This window comes from Pseudomonas sp. Ma2-10 (genome assembly GCF_054330215.1).
On record NZ_JBTEYL010000013.1, the window covers coordinates 1 to 18,540 of the forward strand.

General features: G+C 52.6%; 13 protein-coding genes and 7 pseudogenes. 9 read left to right on the top strand and 11 right to left on the bottom strand.

Annotation, left to right across the window (positions count from 1 at the left end):
* Positions 1 to 95: 95 nt before the first annotated feature.
* From ACXPVS_RS16550 to ACXPVS_RS16570, 5 genes and pseudogenes are all read right to left on the bottom strand, one after another.
* Positions 96 to 284 (bottom strand): annotated as a pseudogene (locus ACXPVS_RS16550) (IS5/IS1182 family transposase); the annotation flags it as partial.
* A gap of 335 nt (positions 285 to 619) precedes the next feature.
* Positions 620 to 1,003: a VOC family protein gene (locus ACXPVS_RS16555; protein ID WP_390956595.1), complete on the bottom strand. Its 384-nt coding sequence runs from the start codon at positions 1,001 to 1,003 to the stop codon at positions 620 to 622.
* Between the two features lie 93 nt (positions 1,004 to 1,096).
* A complete protein-coding gene (locus tag ACXPVS_RS16560; RefSeq protein WP_458510891.1) occupies positions 1,097 to 2,215 on the bottom strand; it encodes an S-(hydroxymethyl)glutathione dehydrogenase/class III alcohol dehydrogenase in 1,119 nt (372 codons plus the stop codon).
* Between the two features lie 109 nt (positions 2,216 to 2,324).
* Positions 2,325 to 3,293, bottom strand: coding sequence for an ABC transporter substrate-binding protein (locus ACXPVS_RS16565; protein ID WP_458510992.1), 969 nt, complete (start codon positions 3,291 to 3,293; stop codon positions 2,325 to 2,327).
* 154 nt (positions 3,294 to 3,447) lie between these two features.
* A complete protein-coding gene (locus ACXPVS_RS16570; RefSeq protein ID WP_458510892.1) occupies positions 3,448 to 4,287 on the bottom strand; it encodes a HalD/BesD family halogenase in 840 nt (279 codons plus the stop codon).
* A 108-nt stretch (positions 4,288 to 4,395) separates the two neighbouring features.
* Between ACXPVS_RS16570 and ACXPVS_RS16575 the strand changes: the two genes are divergently transcribed.
* Positions 4,396 to 5,307: a LysR family transcriptional regulator gene (locus ACXPVS_RS16575; protein WP_458510893.1), complete on the top strand. Its 912-nt coding sequence runs from the start codon at positions 4,396 to 4,398 to the stop codon at positions 5,305 to 5,307.
* Between the two features lie 311 nt (positions 5,308 to 5,618).
* Positions 5,619 to 5,990 (top strand): hypothetical protein, encoded by a 372-nt coding sequence (locus tag ACXPVS_RS16580; protein ID WP_458510894.1) that lies wholly within the window; start codon positions 5,619 to 5,621, stop codon positions 5,988 to 5,990.
* 89 nt (positions 5,991 to 6,079) lie between these two features.
* Here ACXPVS_RS16580 and ACXPVS_RS16585 read toward each other — a convergent pair.
* Positions 6,080 to 7,009: pseudogene (locus ACXPVS_RS16585) on the bottom strand (histidine kinase dimerization/phospho-acceptor domain-containing protein); the annotation flags it as partial.
* Between the two features lie 446 nt (positions 7,010 to 7,455).
* Between ACXPVS_RS16585 and ACXPVS_RS16590 the strand changes: the two are divergent.
* Entirely contained in the window at positions 7,456 to 8,832 is a 1,377-nt protein-coding gene (locus ACXPVS_RS16590; protein ID WP_458510895.1) for an alanine/glycine:cation symporter family protein, read from the top strand.
* 131 nt (positions 8,833 to 8,963) lie between these two features.
* On the opposite strand, the gene ACXPVS_RS16595 is transcribed toward ACXPVS_RS16590, so the two are convergent.
* The 3 genes and pseudogenes from ACXPVS_RS16595 to fdhA all read right to left on the bottom strand — a co-directional run bounded on the left by ACXPVS_RS16595 (position 8,964) and on the right by fdhA (position 11,307).
* On the bottom strand, positions 8,964 to 9,227 hold the full coding sequence (locus tag ACXPVS_RS16595) for an adenylate/guanylate cyclase domain-containing protein (protein ID WP_458510896.1): 264 nt from the start codon (positions 9,225 to 9,227) through the stop codon (positions 8,964 to 8,966).
* A 606-nt stretch (positions 9,228 to 9,833) separates the two neighbouring features.
* Positions 9,834 to 9,993, bottom strand: a pseudogene (locus ACXPVS_RS16600) (transposase); the annotation flags it as partial.
* Positions 9,994 to 10,136: 143 nt separating this feature from the next.
* Positions 10,137 to 11,307, bottom strand: a pseudogene (gene fdhA / locus ACXPVS_RS16605) (formaldehyde dehydrogenase, glutathione-independent).
* A gap of 650 nt (positions 11,308 to 11,957) precedes the next feature.
* On the opposite strand from fdhA, the pseudogene ACXPVS_RS16610 reads away from it, so the two are divergent.
* Positions 11,958 to 12,178: pseudogene (locus ACXPVS_RS16610) on the top strand (transposase); the annotation flags it as partial.
* On the opposite strand, the pseudogene ACXPVS_RS16615 reads toward ACXPVS_RS16610, so the two are convergent.
* Positions 12,170 to 12,286, bottom strand: a pseudogene (locus ACXPVS_RS16615) (DNA-binding protein); the annotation flags it as partial. The pseudogenes ACXPVS_RS16610 and ACXPVS_RS16615 overlap by 9 nt on opposite strands.
* 112 nt (positions 12,287 to 12,398) lie before the next feature.
* On the opposite strand from ACXPVS_RS16615, the pseudogene ACXPVS_RS16620 reads away from it, so the two are divergent.
* Positions 12,399 to 12,766, top strand: a pseudogene (locus ACXPVS_RS16620) (integrase); the annotation flags it as partial.
* Between the two features lie 500 nt (positions 12,767 to 13,266).
* Positions 13,267 to 13,713 carry a DNA-binding protein gene (locus ACXPVS_RS16625; protein WP_218473720.1) on the top strand — a complete coding sequence of 149 codons (447 nt, stop codon included), beginning with the start codon at positions 13,267 to 13,269 and terminating at the stop codon, positions 13,711 to 13,713.
* Here the strand turns inward: ACXPVS_RS16625 and ACXPVS_RS16630 are convergent.
* Complete coding sequence (locus ACXPVS_RS16630; protein WP_458510897.1) at positions 13,710 to 14,588, bottom strand: hypothetical protein; 879 nt, start codon at positions 14,586 to 14,588, stop codon at positions 13,710 to 13,712. The two genes, ACXPVS_RS16625 and ACXPVS_RS16630, sit on opposite strands and share 4 nt — an antisense overlap.
* Before the next feature lie 293 nt (positions 14,589 to 14,881).
* On the opposite strand from ACXPVS_RS16630, the gene ACXPVS_RS16635 reads away from it, so the two are divergent.
* From ACXPVS_RS16635 to ACXPVS_RS16645, 3 genes are all read left to right on the top strand, one after another.
* Positions 14,882 to 16,729, top strand: a complete 1,848-nt coding sequence (locus tag ACXPVS_RS16635; protein WP_458510898.1) for a Mu transposase C-terminal domain-containing protein — start codon at positions 14,882 to 14,884, stop codon at positions 16,727 to 16,729.
* A 73-nt stretch (positions 16,730 to 16,802) separates the two neighbouring features.
* Complete coding sequence (locus ACXPVS_RS16640) at positions 16,803 to 17,612, top strand: TniB family NTP-binding protein (RefSeq protein ID WP_218473725.1); 810 nt, start codon at positions 16,803 to 16,805, stop codon at positions 17,610 to 17,612.
* A 6-nt stretch (positions 17,613 to 17,618) separates the two neighbouring features.
* On the top strand, positions 17,619 to 18,455 hold the full coding sequence (locus tag ACXPVS_RS16645; RefSeq protein WP_458510899.1) for a hypothetical protein: 837 nt from the start codon (positions 17,619 to 17,621) through the stop codon (positions 18,453 to 18,455).
* Positions 18,456 to 18,540: the final 85 nt, after the last annotated feature.

Genomic DNA, 18,540 nt, shown 5'->3' on the forward strand with positions numbered 1-18,540 from the left:
AAATCGGTCACGTTGTTAGCGAAATGAGCGGTCACGCGTTAGCGAAATGGTCGGTCACGATGTACCGAAACGGGCGGTCACGATGGGCCGAAATACGCAGGGTGGTAGGCCGGACGACCCGTTGCGGCAGGATCGACGCCCTCAAAACCAAGTGCGCCCAGGTCGAGTTCATCGACGAAAACATCGACCACGCGCACTGGATTTTCTTCGGCTACGTAATCGTCCAGACACTCCGGCAGCAAGGTGACTTGCGTCCGAGCCTCACCCTCAATGAATCGCTTTATGATCGCCCCCGCCACGATCTAGACGATCAGAAGGTTAGACGATCACTGGCGTTTTCACACAGCCTGGACCCAAAGCGGTCGGTCGCCACAGGCAGAAATCGGCCAATAGCTGACATTCAACGGGGGTATTTGCTAAATGGATGGCGGTCAGAAACTGCCCAGTTATGGCAAAGACACTTTTCTATACCGACCGGAAGATCACACCGTAGTGCTGCATGTGCTGTTCAACCACTGTCAGCTACGCGGGCAAATCATTCTTTTATGCATTTACGAATCCGCAGAAGCTAAAAAAGATTGGTGAGGCCAGCCGGACCAAAGCTGGCCTCGTACCAGGCTTAAGCTGGTTTGAAGCAATAGGCGGCCAGTTTGTTACCGTCCAGATCACGGGCATATGCAGCATAGGCATTCGGTGCCCAGCCACGTGGCCCTGGCAAGCCTTCACACGTACCGCCAGCGGCCAATGCTGCGGCATGGAAAGCGTCAATTGCGGCACGGGTTGGCGCCTCGAAACTGACGGTGACACCATTGCCAACGCTGGCAGGTGCGCCGTTAGCCGGCTTCAGAACGAAGAAAGACGGTGCGTTCTCACCCCAGATAGAACCATTGTCTCCGAGATCTGCGATACGTTTTTGGCCAAGTTTGCCCAATACGTTGTCATAGAAACTGCGGGCTTTGTTCAGGTCATTGGTGCCGACTGTAACGTGAGTAAAGACACTCATTTTATAGCTCTCTTTGATAGAAACGAGGTGGGTTTGCGTTGCAGTTTTACCAGGGCAGGTTCGCCCTGGCGATTCATCGCCAGATCTGCTGACTTAGCGATCGAAATGAATGACAGTTCGGATGCTTTTGCCTGCGTGCATCAACTCGAAGGCTTGGTTAATGTCTTCCAGCGGCAGGTTATGGGTGATGAAGGTATCCAGCGGAATTTCACCGTTCTGCGCCTTCTCGACATAGCTCGCCAACTCCGTGCGGCCCTTGACTCCGCCGAAGGCCGAGCCACGCCAGATGCGCCCGGTGACCAGCTGGAATGGACGAGTGGAGATTTCCTGGCCTGCGCCGGCCACGCCGATTATGGTCGACTCGCCCCATCCCTTGTGACAGCACTCCAGCGCCGCGCGCATCAAATGCACATTGCCTACACACTCAAAGGAGTAGTCCACACCGCCATCGGTCATCTCGATAATGACGTCCTGAATGGGTTTGGATTGCTCCTTAGGGTTAACGAAATCGGTGGCACCCAACTCGCAGGCGATTTCGAACTTGGCCGGGTTGATGTCGATCACAATAATCCGGCCGGCCTTCGCCATCTTGGCACCGATGATCGCCGCCAGACCAATGCCACCGAGACCGAAGATTGCGACGGTGGCCCCCTCTTCTACCTTGGCGGTATTGAGCACTGCACCGATGCCAGTGGTGACGCCGCAGCCGAGTAGGCACACCTTGTCCAGCGGGGCATCCTTGGGGATCTTCGCCAGGGAGATTTCCGGTAGAACGGTGAATTCGGAAAAGGTCGAGCAGCCCATGTAGTGGTAAATCGGCTGCCCCTGGTAGGAAAAGCGTGAAGTACCGTCCGGCATCAACCCCTTGCCTTGGGTGGCACGCACCGCCTGGCACAAGTTGGTTTTTCCCGAAGTGCAGTATTTGCACTGGCCGCATTCGGCGGTATAGAGCGGAATGACGTGGTCGCCTACCGCGAGCGAAGTTACGCCCTCACCTATCGCCTCGACTATACCGCCACCTTCGTGGCCAAGAATGACAGGGAAAATCCCTTCGGGATCGGCGCCAGACAAGGTAAACGCATCGGTGTGGCAGACACCTGTCGCAACGATGCGTACCAGCACCTCACCGGCTTGCGGCGACGCTACATCGATTTCGACAATTTGCAGAGGCTGGTCCGCCGCGAAGGCGACGGCCGCTCGTGATTTGATCATGGTCATGATTCCCGGACGCAAAGAGACGCCGCTTCTGTGTAGAAAGCAGTCAAGAGAGTGTGTTCAGAGGGGCGTTACAGAGGGCGGGCGTCCTTGCCCTGGAGGCCGATTAGAGCGATGCCTCGATCTTTTTTGCTGCGCCTTCGTCGACCCAGGCGTGCCAGACTTCCGGATGTTCCTTGAGGAAAATCCTGGCCAGCTTTGGCGATTCAATGCGTTCGCGGGTCATCCTCGCCAGGTTCTGATTCAGCAGATCGATGGGAATGTTGACCTTTTCAAGTACCGCGACCAGCTCGGGAGCCTGTTCATGAAACGCCTTGGAGAGTCCAACCATGGTGATGACGTCTTTGTTGGCTCCGGTCTTTTCCTCCAGTTTTACCGCATCGATCTGCCCCATCAGCGGCGTCGGTGACCAGTAGTAGAACAGCACCGGCTCACCGCGTTTATAACTGGACAGGACCGCCGCATCCAGTGCGGCACCGGTGCCTGGACGGAAGTTCGTGAAGGTGTTTTCAAGACCGTACTCTTTGAGCATCTTGGTATTGCCCTGCTCACAAATCCAGCCAGCAGGACAGTTGTAGAAGCGGCCTTTGGACGGCTCCTCCGCATCGCGAAAAACATTGGCGTACTTGCTCAGGTCGGCGACTGTCTTTAGGTCTGGTGCTTGCGCTGGTCGGTTACGTTTGGCGTCTCCCTCAACGACGTATCGCGGTACATACCAGCCTTGGGTCGCACCAATGATCGGCGCGCCAACCCCGACGACCTTCCCGGCTGCCGCAGCCTTTTTCCAGACTTCGCTGCGCTCCATCCACTCTTCGCCAAACACTTGAATGTCGTTGCTGGCCAGCGCGGTCTCAAGAATGATGGTGTTACCCACCAACTGATCCGTTGCACAGCCGTAGCCGTCCTTGAGCACGACCATCATGATGTCGGTGAGGAGCATTCCGCTCTCCCAGTTCAGTCCGGCAAATTTCACCGGCTTACCCGATTCACACCATCCCGAAGCCTGGCTTGAAGCACTACCAACGAGCAACCCAAGGGTGAGTAACGAGGCCAGCAAACTCTTCCTGTTTTTCATGATCAGACGCTCCGAATCATTAATATTGGGGGCAGCGAACTGTTGTGTGCGGCACAGAAACAAACGAGCCCATCATATTCTGCATGGACAGGTACGCGCGCAAACACGTGAAGCGAAGGCGTGAATCAATTGCTTGTATTGTTATGGGCGAAACTTAAATCGTTGGGTCAACGGAGGTTCGCCCGTAAAACAACTGGCGGGCATAGGCACTGAATTCGACATTGGGCTGATCCACGTACGCGAACACCGCGTTGAGCCTCAATCTGTCTCCTTCCACCGGCGTGACCCGGTGCAATGAATAGCGGCCTCGGAACAATGTCAGGGTGCCCGGCACCTGAGGCAGAACCTCTATTTGCTGCGTTTGCGGGTCATCGAGGAACGCTCTGACTGCGTCATAACAATCGTCGTTTTCATTGCGCAGCATGCGTACGTACTCAAAATCCCCGCCAGCGCTTGCTGCCTGAAGAGACAGCGTGACGCTGAAGTCGGAACGATCAAAATGCCACCCCAACTCCTGACCTGCCGTGAAGCCCTGCAAGTTAAGAGCTGCTAATGGATCGGCATGGCGATAGAGCATGTCCAGATCCAGAACATCTTTGATGAAAGCAAGGACTTCATCCGATCCATAGATCTGCCGAATCAAATGGTCGGCCGGAATATCGGCATAAGCAACGGTGTCTTTTGCAGTGTTCATCAAGCGGCGTAGCGGATGTTCCAGATCAACGCTTTCGTCCTGAGGTTTGAAATAAACCGTGTGGTTTTCCCGAAAATGAAACATGTGCGAGTGCAGTGCAAGTGTCTGCTCCGCCATCGCGACAACTGATGGATTTCGAACAAAACCCGGGAAGATCGCAACGCCCTCTTGTCCCAGCAACGACTGACTGTGAGCGACCAGTGCGAGATAAGCGGGGCTGGCGCGATCGGTAATGGGGTAACGCTCAAGATCGACGAGATTTTCCAGGGTTGGCGCAGGTGTGAAAGGCAGGGTAGTCATTGTTGTTGGTCTCCGGTGGCTCTTCTGGATTCAGATTGCATCGGCACCAAAAACAAGTCACGCTCATAATTTTACGCAATTTTGTGAATTTTTTTCAGGTCAATGCCCATGAGACTGACGCTGGATCACCTGGTGATGTTGCAAACCCTGTCGGAAGTAGATTCGGTTACGGCGGTGGCCGAGCGTTTATGGCTAACACCCTCTGCCGTCAGTCACCGCATACGCGAAGCCGAGCGACGACTAGGTGTGAACCTGACGGAAAGGTCAGGGGGAAAGCTCAGGCTCAGCCCTGCCGGCGTGCGGCTGGAACGAGCTGCCAAAGACATCATTGCCATACTCAATGAGGCCGAGTCCGAAGCCCGGTCCATGGCCGGTGGAGTCACAGCGTTTGTCCGTATGGGTGTCACCTCCTACGGCCCGTTTCGCTGGATTCCAAAGTTCATCAAGCATTACTCAAGTCTTCGGCCAGACATCGAAATCACACTGGTGACCGTGCCCCGTAACGACGTTTACGCGAGTCTGATGCAAGGCAGGCTTGATGTGTCCATCATCGATGATGGGATGGTGCCTAGCGGTGTCGCCAAGCTGCCGCTTTTTCGAGACGACTTGATTGCGATCATGGCAACCGATCATCCCCTTGCGGGAAGGAAAAACATCTACGCGGAAGACTTTAAGACTTACAACCTGGTGACGTATTCCACCGATCGCGCCAGTGACTGGGAGTATGACCGGTTCTTCGCTCCTGCCAGCATCTTGCCGCGCCGCATGATCACGGTGGAGTTGATCGAAGCCATCGTTGAACTCGTGCGTTCAGGATACGGAATCAGCATATTGCAACGGGACTTGGTGGCCCCTAGCCTTGAGCGTGGGGAGCTTGCGTGGGCAGCCCTGAATGACGGCCTTGACATCGCCTGGAACGCCATTGTCCGCCCCTCGGAACGTGAGGGCAGTGAAGTCAATAAAATGGTTACGGAGCTTGATAGCTGGATTAAAAACTCAGGAAATTCTGAACACCGCTAATCATTGGCTAGCGCGTGAAAATGGTTTCTTTGGGTCGATGAGAGTGTTTCGCAACAGGCAGCTAACGGCCCAGGCTGTGTAAAAACGCATGCACCGTTTTGAAGTGTGCGTTGCTACGTAAAATCTGCCAGCGCTTGGTTGATAAGCAGGCCAGAAATTTGCGTAGGAGCGCGATTTTAGTTCCGGTTCCGACTGTCAAACCTGTTGTAAAACGTTTTTACACGGCCTCGGCCAGAAGCTGCCTTTCAACGCTGTCCACAGAAACACGCTCAACGTATCCTGCTGAAAGACGACAATGAAAAGGAGTTCAAATGAAAACTGATTGGCAACAAATTCGAGAAATGATGAACACTGTTATCGATAGCTGTGAGCAGATCGAAACGGCAGGATTCCGTGAGGAACATCGCTCAGCGACCGTGGAAATCAAAGGCGTCGATTACTCCGTTCAGGAGTTTTTAATCAGTGCGTGGACACTCCCGGAGAACATTCGCTACCAGATCATTCGTGAGCGTCATGAAGCTGGAAATGACCTTCCCTACGTTCCCGACGCAGCCCGCATTCTTGTCTCAATGGCGCAGGCTTGTGCGGAATTAGTCGGAGCGGCAGACACCGCACCAGCTCAGAAAGCTATTGCAGGAATGAATCAAAAGCTGTCAGTCAGACGTACAAGACTTGGGTTCTAGCCCACCTAATTTTTGACAGGCAAGCCACCGTTAGCTGCGGGTGTTTGTGTCAGCCAAAAAAATTTGGACGGAACGACATCATATTGCTAGTACTCACGCAGGGTATCCACCACTCCCTCAAGGGCGATCCACTCGCGCTCAGGAACGACCAGTCCGTTGTCCGCCTTGGCCAGGAACAGCATGTCATCGATCAAGCGAGACATGCGTTTCAAGTCCTCCAGATTCGCATACAGATTCTCCTCGTAGTCGTCAGTGGTCCTTTTTTTGAAAGCACGACTTCCGTATGGGTCATCAGATTGCTGACTGGTGTACGCAGTTCATGGGCGATGTCGGCAGAATAGTTGGAGAGCCTTCCAAAGGCGTCGTCCAGCCTTGCCAGCATGCCGTTGAAAGAGGTAACCAACTGCCGTAGCTCCGGTGGAGTCAACGCCATTGGAATACGTTATTTGAGCGAAATAGCGGAGATTGAAACCGCTGCCTTGGTTACCTGATCCAATGGGCGCAAGCCGCTGTGAGCGACGACCCAGCCCAAGCCGGCGCAAACGAGGGCACAGATCAACAACCCTATCCAGAGCCACCACATGAGGGTTTCGAAGAGGAACATATTGTCGGTGACATCAAGAGCGATATCACCATCATGGGCTTCTCTTGCCCTGCAACGGCTACCTGCGCGGTCATGCCGCGAAACATCCGCTCCTGATTCTGCCACTGCCAAGCCTGGTGGATTGCAAACACGTGGAACCGCTCGGGAATTTTCATTGCTGCCGGATGGGCGAAGAGTACCTTTCCACTGCTGTCGGAAATGACTGCGGTGATATCTTGAGGTGTCCCCAACAAGTCCTGTAGTTGTGGCTTTAGCTCGTCGAAAGCATCAACGCTAGGCAGCTCTCCCAAAATGCTTTGGCTGGTTTGCAGCTTTTCGAGCAGCGTCTGCTGATCGAGTGAGTTGAAGTGCTGTTGACAGAGATAGTTGAGCTGAGCCCTGCGACGGTCAGCACCGCAGTGACAGCCGCGAACATATTCGTGAGGGCCGCGATTGTCGCAGATTTCGCCGACAGGCGGCCAAACCCGTGGGCCGGACTCAGAACGTAGCGACAGCCCGCCACCATTTGCACCACTGCTCCCACGCCACCATCGCCTGCTAAACCCGGCGTACGGCCCTGCGGACGAGTGCGTCCTACCAAGCCATGGACAACTTGGTGTTTACACTGCCTTTCTGCGCATCAGCAAGAATTAATCATGCAAAGCGCCTGATTACCTGAAAAAAAGCTAAACATCAATTTTCAAACAGTGAATTCAACTGACGCCCTCTTCATATACTGGAGCGGCCTTGCGGTCCGGGCCGACCCTCCTGTGTGCGTGGTTGCAACTGCCCCTGCAAGGCGCTGATGTCGTGACCTGCCTACCCGGCGATCGATCGAACGAGGATACCCCCTCGTCCTACTATAAGAATAAGGAACCCTATATGGACTCCATCAATAACCTGGTGAATAGCATTAACGGCCTAGTATGGGGGCCGCCGATGTTGGCGCTGATCCTCGGCACCGGCCTGTTCCTCATGCTGCGCCTGAAATTTATGCCCCTGTCGAAGATCGGCGCGGGCTTCGCACTGATGTGGCAAGGTCGCAAGAAAGACGATGAAGCCAGCGGCGAAATCAGCCCGTTCCAGGCGCTGATGACCTGCCTCGCGGCCACCGTCGGTACCGGCAATATCGCAGGTGTGGCCACCGCGATCTTCCTCGGTGGCCCTGGCGCGCTGTTCTGGATGTGGTGTACCGCCCTGGTCGGCATGGCCACCAAGTACTGCGAAGTGGTGTTGGCGGTGCATTACCGCGAGAAAGACGAGCGCGGCGAGCACGTCGGCGGGCCGATGTACGCGATCAAGAACGGCTTGGGCAAGAAGTGGCTGTGGCTCGGTACCGCCTTCGCCATCTTCGGCGGCCTGGCCGGCTTCGGCATTGGCAACATGGTCCAGGTCAACAGCATGGCCCACGCCCTGGAAAGCACCTTCAACATCCCGCTGTGGCTGACTGGCCTGGTCACCATGATCGTCGTTGGCCTGGTCATCCTCGGTGGCATCAAACGCATCGGCAAGGTTGCCGCGACGCTGGTGCCGTTCATGTGCGTGGCTTACATCATTGCCGCTATCGTGGTGCTGGTGGTGCACGCCGAAGCGATTCCTGGCGCCTTCGAGCTGATCTTCACCCACGCCTTCACCCCGGCAGCCGCCACTGGTGGCTTTGCCGGTGCGGCCGTGATGGCGGCCATCCGCTTCGGTGTAGCCCGCGGTATCTTCTCCAACGAAGCTGGCCTCGGCACCGCCGGTATCGCCCAGGCCGCCGGCACCACCAGCAGCCCGGTGCGCTCGGGGATGATCGGCATGCTCGGGACCTTTATCGACACCATCGTCATCTGCAGCATGACCGGCCTGGCGATCATCGCCTCCGGCGTGTGGACCAGCGGTGTCAGCGGTGCGGCACTCTCGGCGGCGGCCTTCGAGTCGGCCATGCCGGGCTACGGCGGCGCGCTCTTGAGTATCGCCCTGGTGGTGTTCGCCTTTACCACCATCCTTGGCTGGAGCTACTTCGGTGAGCGTTGCTGGGAGTTTATGGTCGGCACCAAGGCGATCCTGCCGTTCCGTCTATTCTGGGTTCTGGTCGTACCGTTCGGCGCCGTCGCCCAGCTGGATTTCGCCTGGCTGCTGGCCGACACCCTCAACGGCCTGATGGCAATCCCTAACCTGCTGTCCCTGCTGCTGCTCAGCCCGGTGGTGGTCAAACTGACCAAAGACCACTTCGCCCGTGGCGCCAGCGTGCGCGGCACAGAAGCGCTGCAGCGTTAACTCCAAGTCCAACCTGCTGTCCCTGCTGCTCAGTCCGGTGGTGGTAAGCTGACCAAGGATCACTTCGCCAAGTAATAAGCGAACATCCCAGCACATGAATAAGCCCCGCAATCGGGCTTATTCTGCATACGCTACGCCGCATACAGCGCCCGCTGCGGATGGTCTTCATGGGCGATGGGTGCGCCGAATAGGGTGAGGATGCCATCGCCCAGCGTCTTGGCCACGTAGCCTTCGTAGTAGTGGACGGCTTCCATCATCATCGCGACGACAGGCTCGATCAGGCGCTGGGCCTGTTCCGAATCGAGGTCGTGGATCAGCGCCGTGGAGCCGGCCATGTCGGCAAACAGCGCCGTGATGGTCTTGCGTTCGCCGGCGGTCTCGCCCCGGGCTTCCATGGCCGCCTGTTCGGCGCGGATGCGCTCGGCAAGGTTAGTGTGGGGCGTGTAATGAATGGGCGCTGGAGAACGCCCTGAAACAGGCCGGGGGGGCGGTGATGGCGCAGCCGGCGCATCGGTTAGCGGTGCGCCGGACAGGCCCGCCTCGTGGCTACAGAGCGTACAACTGCGAGACAGCTTGGCGCCGCACGCGTCACAGAAGCTGGCCCCGGAGGGATTCTCCGCAATTTACGCAGCGCATACGACCTCTTCCCTTGCCTGGTACCTACTTCTAAACGTTAGGCGCCTGACCCGCTGGCGGCAAGACGCGACTGAAAGAGGCACTCTCCCTGGAACCTGACGTCGATATCCGCGTGACGCATCATCGCTCGGAGCCATTGCGTGTTCTACGCAGCGGGTAAACAGCCGCTATACGTCCGCGAGCCGGTTACTGAAAGTCGCCAGGAATCCTGGCAGGCGACCGCGCCCCAACACACAACTTGGGTAGGATTCAGGATGATCTCTGCACAAGCGATCCGCAAGTGGCAGGTGGTCTGTTTCACCGGCTCTATCTCCCATCAGTAACGGACCTTGAAGGGACATCGACTACTTTTCTACCATGGCGTAACGGATCGCCGCTTTCAGGTCGGCGACGCTGGTGAAGGCCCCGGTACAGCGCTCGTCTTTCCAGTTGTGCAAACCAGCCTTCCATGGCATTCAGCCAGGACGCGCTGGTCGGTGTGAAGTGCAGTTTCAAACGCGGATGTTTTTCCAGCCAGTGCTTGATTGAGCTGCGCACCAACACTTCGCAGTAATCGGCGATGCGCAGTTCTACGGCGGGCAGGGCACGACTCAGAGAGTGGATGAGCCTTTTGCGCAGCAATGCTCACAAGAGGGCAGCTCAAAGCTGCCCTTTTCCCAACCTACTCCTTAGGCGGCGCTAAACAGCTTGTGCGGATCCATGACGAATTTCTTCGGTACCCCGGCATCGAACTCATGGTAACCGCGCGGCGCGTCGTCCAGGCTGATCACCTGCACGCCGACGACCTTGGCGATGTTGATCCGGTCCCACATGATCGCCTGCATCAGCTGACGGTTGTACTTCATCGTCGGGGTCTGGCCGGTGTGGAAGCTGTGGGACTTGGCCCAGCCGAGGCCGAAACGGATGTTCAGGCTGCCATGCTTGGCGGCTTTGTTGGCCGCGCCCGGATCTTCGGTGACATACAGACCGGGGATCCCGATATTGCCGGCGACCCGCACCACGCCCATCAGCGCATTGAGCACGTCGGCCGGGGCCACGGGCTTCGAAGCCGACCGCATCGACCGCACAATCGACTTCCGGCTCACCGAGCAGGTCGGCGATTTGCTCGTGCAGCGGAGTGTCCTGTGTCAGGTCGGCGATCTCGAAGCCTTGGGCCTTGGCATGCGCCAGACGCAGCGGATTGACGTCGCCGACTATCACCACCGCCGCACCAAGCAGACGGGCGGAGGCGGCAGCAGCCAGGCCGACCGGACCGGCACCGGCGATATACACTGTGCTGCCAGGGCCGACACCGGCGGTCACCGCACCGTGGTAGCCGGTCGGCAGGATATCGGAGAGGCAGGTCAGGTCGCGGATTTTCTCCATCGCCTTGTCGCGGTCGGGCAGCTTCAGCAGGTTGAAGTCGGCATACGGCACCAGCACGTATTCGGCCTGGCCGCCAACCCAGTCGCCCATGTCCACATAGCCATAGGCACCGCCGGGGCGCGCAGGGTTGACCGTCAGGCAGACGCCGGTGTGCTGTTCCTTGCAACTGCGACAACGGCCGCAGGCGACGTTGAACGGCACCGAGACCAGGTCACCGATCTGCAGGTTTTCCACGTCACGGCCCTTCTCGATCACCTCACCGGTGATCTCATGGCCAAGCACCAGCCCGACCTGGGCCGTGGTCCGACCACGCACCATATGCTGGTCGGAGCCGCAAATATTGGTCGAAACTACGCGCAGGATCACGCCATGGTCGATGCGCTTGCCGCGCGGGTCTTCCGTTTTCGGATAGGGGATGGTCTGTACCTCAACCTTGCCTGCGCCGAGATACACGACACCACGATTACCAGACATGTTTTCTCCTCGCTTTTGTTGTTGTGAGAACACGGCCCTTGTACTGCGAAGGGTCGCGCGGCCTTACAGTGCAGCGGTATATGTCTTGCGTTTGCGCGTGAATGCCGATTGGTTGGAAGTCACCTTCCAACAACGCGTGATTAGCAGTCATCGTATCGATCCTACGCCTGGTATCAGCACCCTGCGAGAGCATTTAGCACCCAATCACCACCAGTTTCAGGACTCTCAACCGCCAGCCTTGCTGGAGTGGGCAGAAGCCATTGGCCCAGCAACTCACCTCTATGTACAACGCAATTTGGATGGACGGTGAGACTTTGTGACAGGGCTCAGAGATGTGACCGCGCTGAAGCGTGATGTGCGTAAGGAGTAGATCCCTCTGAACGTCTGGAATCAGCATGTGCTTATGCGAACTCTCTCGGCATCGTCAGTTAGGAGCGTCGGCGAGCCATTTTGCGTAATGGCTCAGACCTTCGGCGCCCACCAAAGATTACGAATCCAGCTATTGAACATTCGAATATTCATGGAGCGACGTACTACGCAGGTCAAGGGGAGAAACCTCTATGAAGCCGCTGTTGAATACCAGCCAGCAACTGATTGAGCTAGGCTTGAAAGGCATGGCCGGTGCTTATGAGCGCCAACTGAACCAGTCTGTACTGGATCTGCATGTGATTCTAGAAAACAGTTCGACCCACAAAACTGCTGCAACCAAACTGTGGCTGGAAAAGCATCCGCGTTTCACATTGCACTTCAGGCCGACCCGCGCGTCTCGGCTGACGCAGTGGAAGGCTGGTTTGCACAACTGGAAAGGCGAGCGCTGTACCGAGGCGCCTTCACCAGTGTCACCGACCTGAAAGCGGCTAAGGGCCGGTTCGCTGCTGACTAACACCAGTTGTACGCGTTCCACCGTCGGCCGTTCACCCCGCGCCAACACCGCATCCGCAGCGGCAAACACCTCATTTTCCGGCACCCCTACTGCCATCGCCTACCTCCGCTATATTAGGTCTGATAATAGAATGTTATCCGACGTTATTTCCGAAGACGGAAATTTCAGTCCGATGACCGTACTCAATATTACCGACCAGTTGGCCTAGATCGACGAAACCCCGCTCGACCCCACATTTCCTCGCACTCAATGCCCAGGAAGCGGCGGCGGCCTTTATCACCGCCGGCACCGCGGCCAACACCGTGCGCAGTTACCGCAGCGCCCTCACCTATTTGCTCGGCCTGGCTGCAACTGCGTTATGGCCAGGCATTGGGCAACGCGCCGCTGCCGCCGGCGGTGGCGATTCAGTTTGTCGTTGACCATCTGGCGCGGCCGCTGGCCGACGGCGGCTGGGCGCTCCTGCTACCCCCGTCAATCGACGCGGCACTCGTCACCGCCCGGGTCAAGGCCAGGTTGGGGTCGCTGGCGTTCAACACGGTCAGCCATCGTCTTTCAGTGCTCGGTAAATCGCATCGACACCGATAACATCTCTGACAGATTTCTAAATGCCTAGGGCGTTCGCAAGCGCGGAAAGGTTGCCAGCTAGAGTCTTCTGTTGGGCACGAGGCTGCTAGCATTTAGCTCTGAAAGGTGACTATTAAGATCCTCACGGGTGAAACCCAAACGCGAGATGACTATTACGCGCCTCAAATCAAAGAGCGTACATTTGTTAACAGCTGCCTCGAAACGAGATCAGGGCTTCATCTGCTTAGAGGTGATTCCAGTCATGCGTGGGGTACGCCTGTTAACGGAGGAACCTAAAAAGAGAGGAGATACTGTAATCTGAAACATGCGCGTTACACTACTCCATCAGCAACAGCTAAAAATGCATTACATTAGCCATCACCCAGAACTGGACCAGATGCAAATTTAGTTATCACGACGCTAGGGATCAACGCAGCCCGGATATCGATTCCCACTCGCGCAGAAATGCGCATATGATAAGCTGCTTTTATAATTTTGTAGTGGATTAGGTCATGAAGCCCATTATTAGCGAAGCCTTAGTTAAACGGGCATTAATAAGTTTGGAAAAAAAAGGTGTAAAAGCGACGCTGGAAGCGGTTCGTACAGAAATGGGTAATCACGGTTCAAAAACCACGATAGTTAAACACCTACGAGCTTTAAAATCTAAAGAACTAAATCAATCCGCGGAACGCTCTAAATCTAACGAGGAGATAAACAATGGTCAATTCCAATCTCAGGATTCATCGAGTCTATGGAGTCAGCACAACGATTTCGCTCGCCTGCTAAAAATATTGCACAAATATGGCACTACCAAGGAATACCCAGAACTAATAGACGAGCTCTGCAAAATAATTGCAGACCTGAAACAAGAAAATATTAAGGTAAAAAATGAACTTAGCTCATTAAAATATTTTCAACGACAGGTCATAGATGCATTGAATGTCACGGCAAAAATTTAAACATAGCGATCTAAAACGCAGATTGTTAGCTTCGGACTTTTTTGTAGGAGTTTGTATCGTAGGTCGCGCACTCGTTTATAAATTTTCTTTTCAGGAGATGTTTTGTCGCCGGAACGGAATGCGGCGCGATTATTTATATATTTCATAAATAATTCTCGCTCGGACCAATTGAGGCGCCAGATGGCGCTGCACCACGCCGCCCATGCTGTGGGAGCCTGGCCGGATTGGTACGTCCCATAATCCTCAGAGACAATGCTCCACGATTGAAGTTTTTCCGCACTGATAGATGAACATAATCGTGTAGGGGAAAACGCTTGATTGCTTTCACACCGCACCATCACTACTTCCAATAAAAAATCAGCGAAGGGCTTCCATAACGACTCTAAAATAAGCTGAGCATAGCTCTCAGCTAGCCAATCGGTGATGTATGCAGTCCATATTTCGTATGGTTTTGGAGAAATTATCATGGCCACTAGGAACGTGATGCGATCCAGTACAGGCATCAAGCTCAAGTCATCCCAAAGAACTTTCAAATATAATTTATTTGCTGGATATACCTCCTTCTGGAGCACTTGGTGAATATCAAGGTGAGCACTTGATTCGTCCATAATCATCCAGAATGGATGGTTCAATAAGTCGCGCAATTTCGGCTCTAAATCGATAATTATCGCCAGTTTGTCATGCTGAGGCATTTGGCCTTTTAAAAACATGTCCCATGAGCGCTTCTCTTGCGAACCATGGGCAAGTCCTAGTCTCCGTTCATACCAACGTGACAATTGATAACCATTGGGTTGGATGCCCGCAAGTTCTGTAAGTCTTTCAGCTAAGACCGCTGCTTTCAGCGTCTGCAACAGTGTTTTGTTCTTACGCCCCATTTGAATGCCACTTCCTCATAAAATGCGTGAGTATCATTCTGCAATCCACCGTACCGAATCAAGGCTTTCTTCACGTCGCCAATGCACAAACTTTTTCGTGCTTCAAACCCCTGTATTTATTGAGTTCGGACATGAGAGTCATTTTTTTGTTAGACCCTAGGAATCATGCACGGTCGATCGATAGTATTTCGCCGACGGGACCGGTATCAATGGTGCGGTGAATACAGACCGTACCGTACACATTTAGTGCCGAGCATCAACTTGAAAGGTAAAGGCCCTAAAGGGAGATATTTTTGAGGATCGCAATTGAGTGCGGTCACCTTGTGGTGGCCAATGGTAAGTTATCCGTAGTAATGGAGGTAGGATCGCAGGGAACCGTTACGGTCACTGAATATGGTATTGGGACCGTATCAGTAGTCGATCTCGCGAATATCCAACCTATCCCACAATCTCGCCACAGCGCTGAATACAATAAACGTAACGTAACTCACATAACGGAACGCAGCGCCTCGCAAATGATACTAGCGGGCGAAAGGTCATCCGTTATTGAATTATTTATTAATAAATTACGTACAGCAAAAGACGCCGCGGCATTGTTAGGCGTAAAAAAAAGCGCATTCTATGAACTCGTTAAAAGGTACAGCCCAGACTTAGGCCCCGTCACACTAATAAAAAATAATCCCGGCCCTCAACCAGGGAGTATGCGAACTGATACTGAAACTATACACGTCATTAAAGAATGCTATGACAAACACTATCACGGAAAATCAGCTTCGTACGCAAATGTATGGCGGCAAGTACAAAGTGCATGCCATGCACTTGGGTTGATGTGCCCAAGTCTTGCAACTGTAAAAAAAATAATCAAGAGCATAGATGAAAAAGAAACATTTCTAAAAAAGCACGGCAGTGATGCGACGAATCAGATCTATCAATCTCGCCCTGGAATCGTCTTTACAGACCGCCCTCTTCAAGTAGCACAAATGGACCACACACGAGTAGATTTAATACTTCGCGCAGAACATGATCGCACGCAAGTTATAGGAAGACCTTGGCTCACAGTAATTATAGACGTGCACACGCGCGTCATCCTAGGTTATTACCTGACAATGTTTGCTCCTTCACTTATCTCTGTTCAGCAAGCAATGGGAATGGCAATCCTCCCTAAAAGCAATGGTTATTTTCAGTTAGCTAGTGAATCAAATCATTATCCATACTTTGGTTTTCCCGAAAGATTGTTGATGGATAACGCATCTGAATTTCGATCTCCGATACTTGAAGCTACATTGCGCAAATATAAAATAAATCCCGAGTGGCGAATCATTGGCAAAAAGCATATGGGCGGTCATATTGAACGTTTGATCGGGACTTTCATGACCTCTGCAGTGCATTTTCTACCAGGAACTACCTTCTCCAACACACAGCAGCGCGGTGACTATGACAGTGAAAAACATTCTGCTTTAACTTTTAAGGAGTTTTGCACCTGGTTCGCAGGACAAGTGCTTATCTATCACGGCACTGTTCATTCTCAGTTAAAAAAATCCCCAAAAGATGCATGGGAACAGGCATTTCGCGAAAAGCAAATAACAACGCCCGAATTGGTCGTAAATCCGCAAACGCTCTATTTGGATTTCTTACCAGAAAAAATAAAACCCGTGAGAAACAATGGAATAACACTCAATACTAGGCGATATTACACGCCAAAATTAAATCGAGTCCAAGGAAGAGGCAAGGTAATTGTAAAGTTCGATCCGTTTGATTTGACCGTAGTATGGGTCAATATCGAAGGGGTGTATGTGCGAGTTCCGCAAGTGTCTTTAGTTAGTGAGTTTTCAAGTTACGAAGACTACCGCTGCGACCGTGAGTTCAATAAGCAGATACCAGTCGGCACAGTAACTGATGACGACGCACTCAGGCAGATTCGGACCAATAATGCATTGGTAAAAAATAGCCAGCGCGACACACGCAGTGCCAAATTAGCAAAAGCACACCAAGAGGGAGTTATGCATCACAGAGACAGAAATAAGCATGGAATTCCTAACGCCGTGTGGAATGTCCATATTAGCAATTGCGAAGATTCGGTCGCTTCGGAACCGGAAGTAAACTTCTCATTAATCCCCCAACTATTCGACCAAAATGACTAATCAACCAACAGACACAAGCCACGTACGTCAATCCAGACGCCACTTATTAGACCTTTCCACAGAAGAACGACTCATGATATGCCTGCAAGATGTATTCATTGAATACCCCAACGCCCAAGCAATAATGAATGCCATGCACTTTATGCTTCGGACTGAAAACAAGGTTCAAGCACCATGTATGTTGGTATGGGGCAGCGGAGGTTATGGAAAAACAAGCATCATAAATCGCGTAAAAGAATCAAATAAAAATCAAACCGAAAAATTGGTATTTATGAGCTTCAGGCAAAATCCGAATAACTATAATCTCAGGGAGCTTCTATTGGAGGCATTCGGGATGGAGGTAACCAAAAAGTACAGCGGATATAATGCTTCCAAAGAATTTGCGCGTACCGTCGAGCGAAATAATGTCAAGGGGATTGTCATTGATGAAATTCATGACGCTGTAACCTTATCGACAATGCAACAGAAAATTAATCTTTCATTACTAAAAAATTTGTCCGGCGATCAATACAATCTTTGTGTCTTTGCTTTTGGCGTAGACAAGGCCAGCGAAGCTCTCCGTCTAGACCCTCAATTAGAAAGGCGCTACTTGCAATGGCCGTTAGAAAAGTGGAAATTGGATGAAGATTTTAGGGCATTTATTGCCGCGTATGAACGCACTCTTCCATTAAAACTTCCGTCATTCTTGCACAGTCAAGATTTGGCTACTGCAATACTCAAGCACGCGAATGGCGTCATGGATAACGTGGTAAAAATCATTCAGGTATGCGCTGCCGAAGCTATATCGTTAGGGTTAGAAAAGATCACTCTCCCCATTATAGATAATGCTCCATTTTTAGCTGCGAAATATGGAGTTTCTCTATTGCGCCATAAAAAGCGATGAAATTCAATGCCTCAATCTCATCTAATAAATGAAATTAATCGAATTTACGAGGAGTTCAATTTACCAACTCCTCAAGTAAAAAATGTTGTGGCTGCGATAGATTCAATGCTTTCGGTAAACACTGGAAGAGGCTCATTACATATTATCCTCGGAGAATCTGGCTGTGGCGTCTCAACTGCGACAAAAATGTGCCAAGACATCCTTCTCCGTAGGTCGATCAATACAATAGTGCTTAGTCCCCGCGCCTTCAGCGATGGAAATAATCCATGGGAAGCATTACTAGAGTATTACGGATTCACTTACCAAGGAGCGAAACTACAATCTACGAAAAATCAAATAATCCCATATTTCATATTAAACTTAATTCGTCACGCTAAAATTGACTGCATCATCCTAAATGACTTTTTAGAGGGTGTAATTACGCGGATAAAAAAGCAGCAATTGATAAACGCCTGCCTAAGTTTAGCGCGCACACCGATGTCTATAAATATAATTATTGGCACGACGAAGCGTGCTTATGGAGCAACATGCACTGACGATATACTGACGTCTATTCATTGCATACAAGAATGGGAAAATGGCGTAGGTTTTTCATCTTTTATGGGGATCCTTGAAAATACTCTCTCTGAAAAGCATACAATAAATATTGATCTCAGATCCCATGCTGAAACCATTTTCAAACTATGTTCAGGTAACACTGGAAATCTGTTTTACCTTCTAAAGGAACATGCCATACACGCACTGCTTACTGGCCCCGCCCAGGCTCCACTATCGAATGAATTTCCACCCTTAAAGGCTACACTTCAGAACAATGCATATTTATTCAATATTGAATCCAGTTAATGATGAGTCTTTCACATCATGGATTAACAGATGCGAAATAAAGCTTTCGCACCGCTGCATCTCTGTCGAAAGTATACAGGCCCTT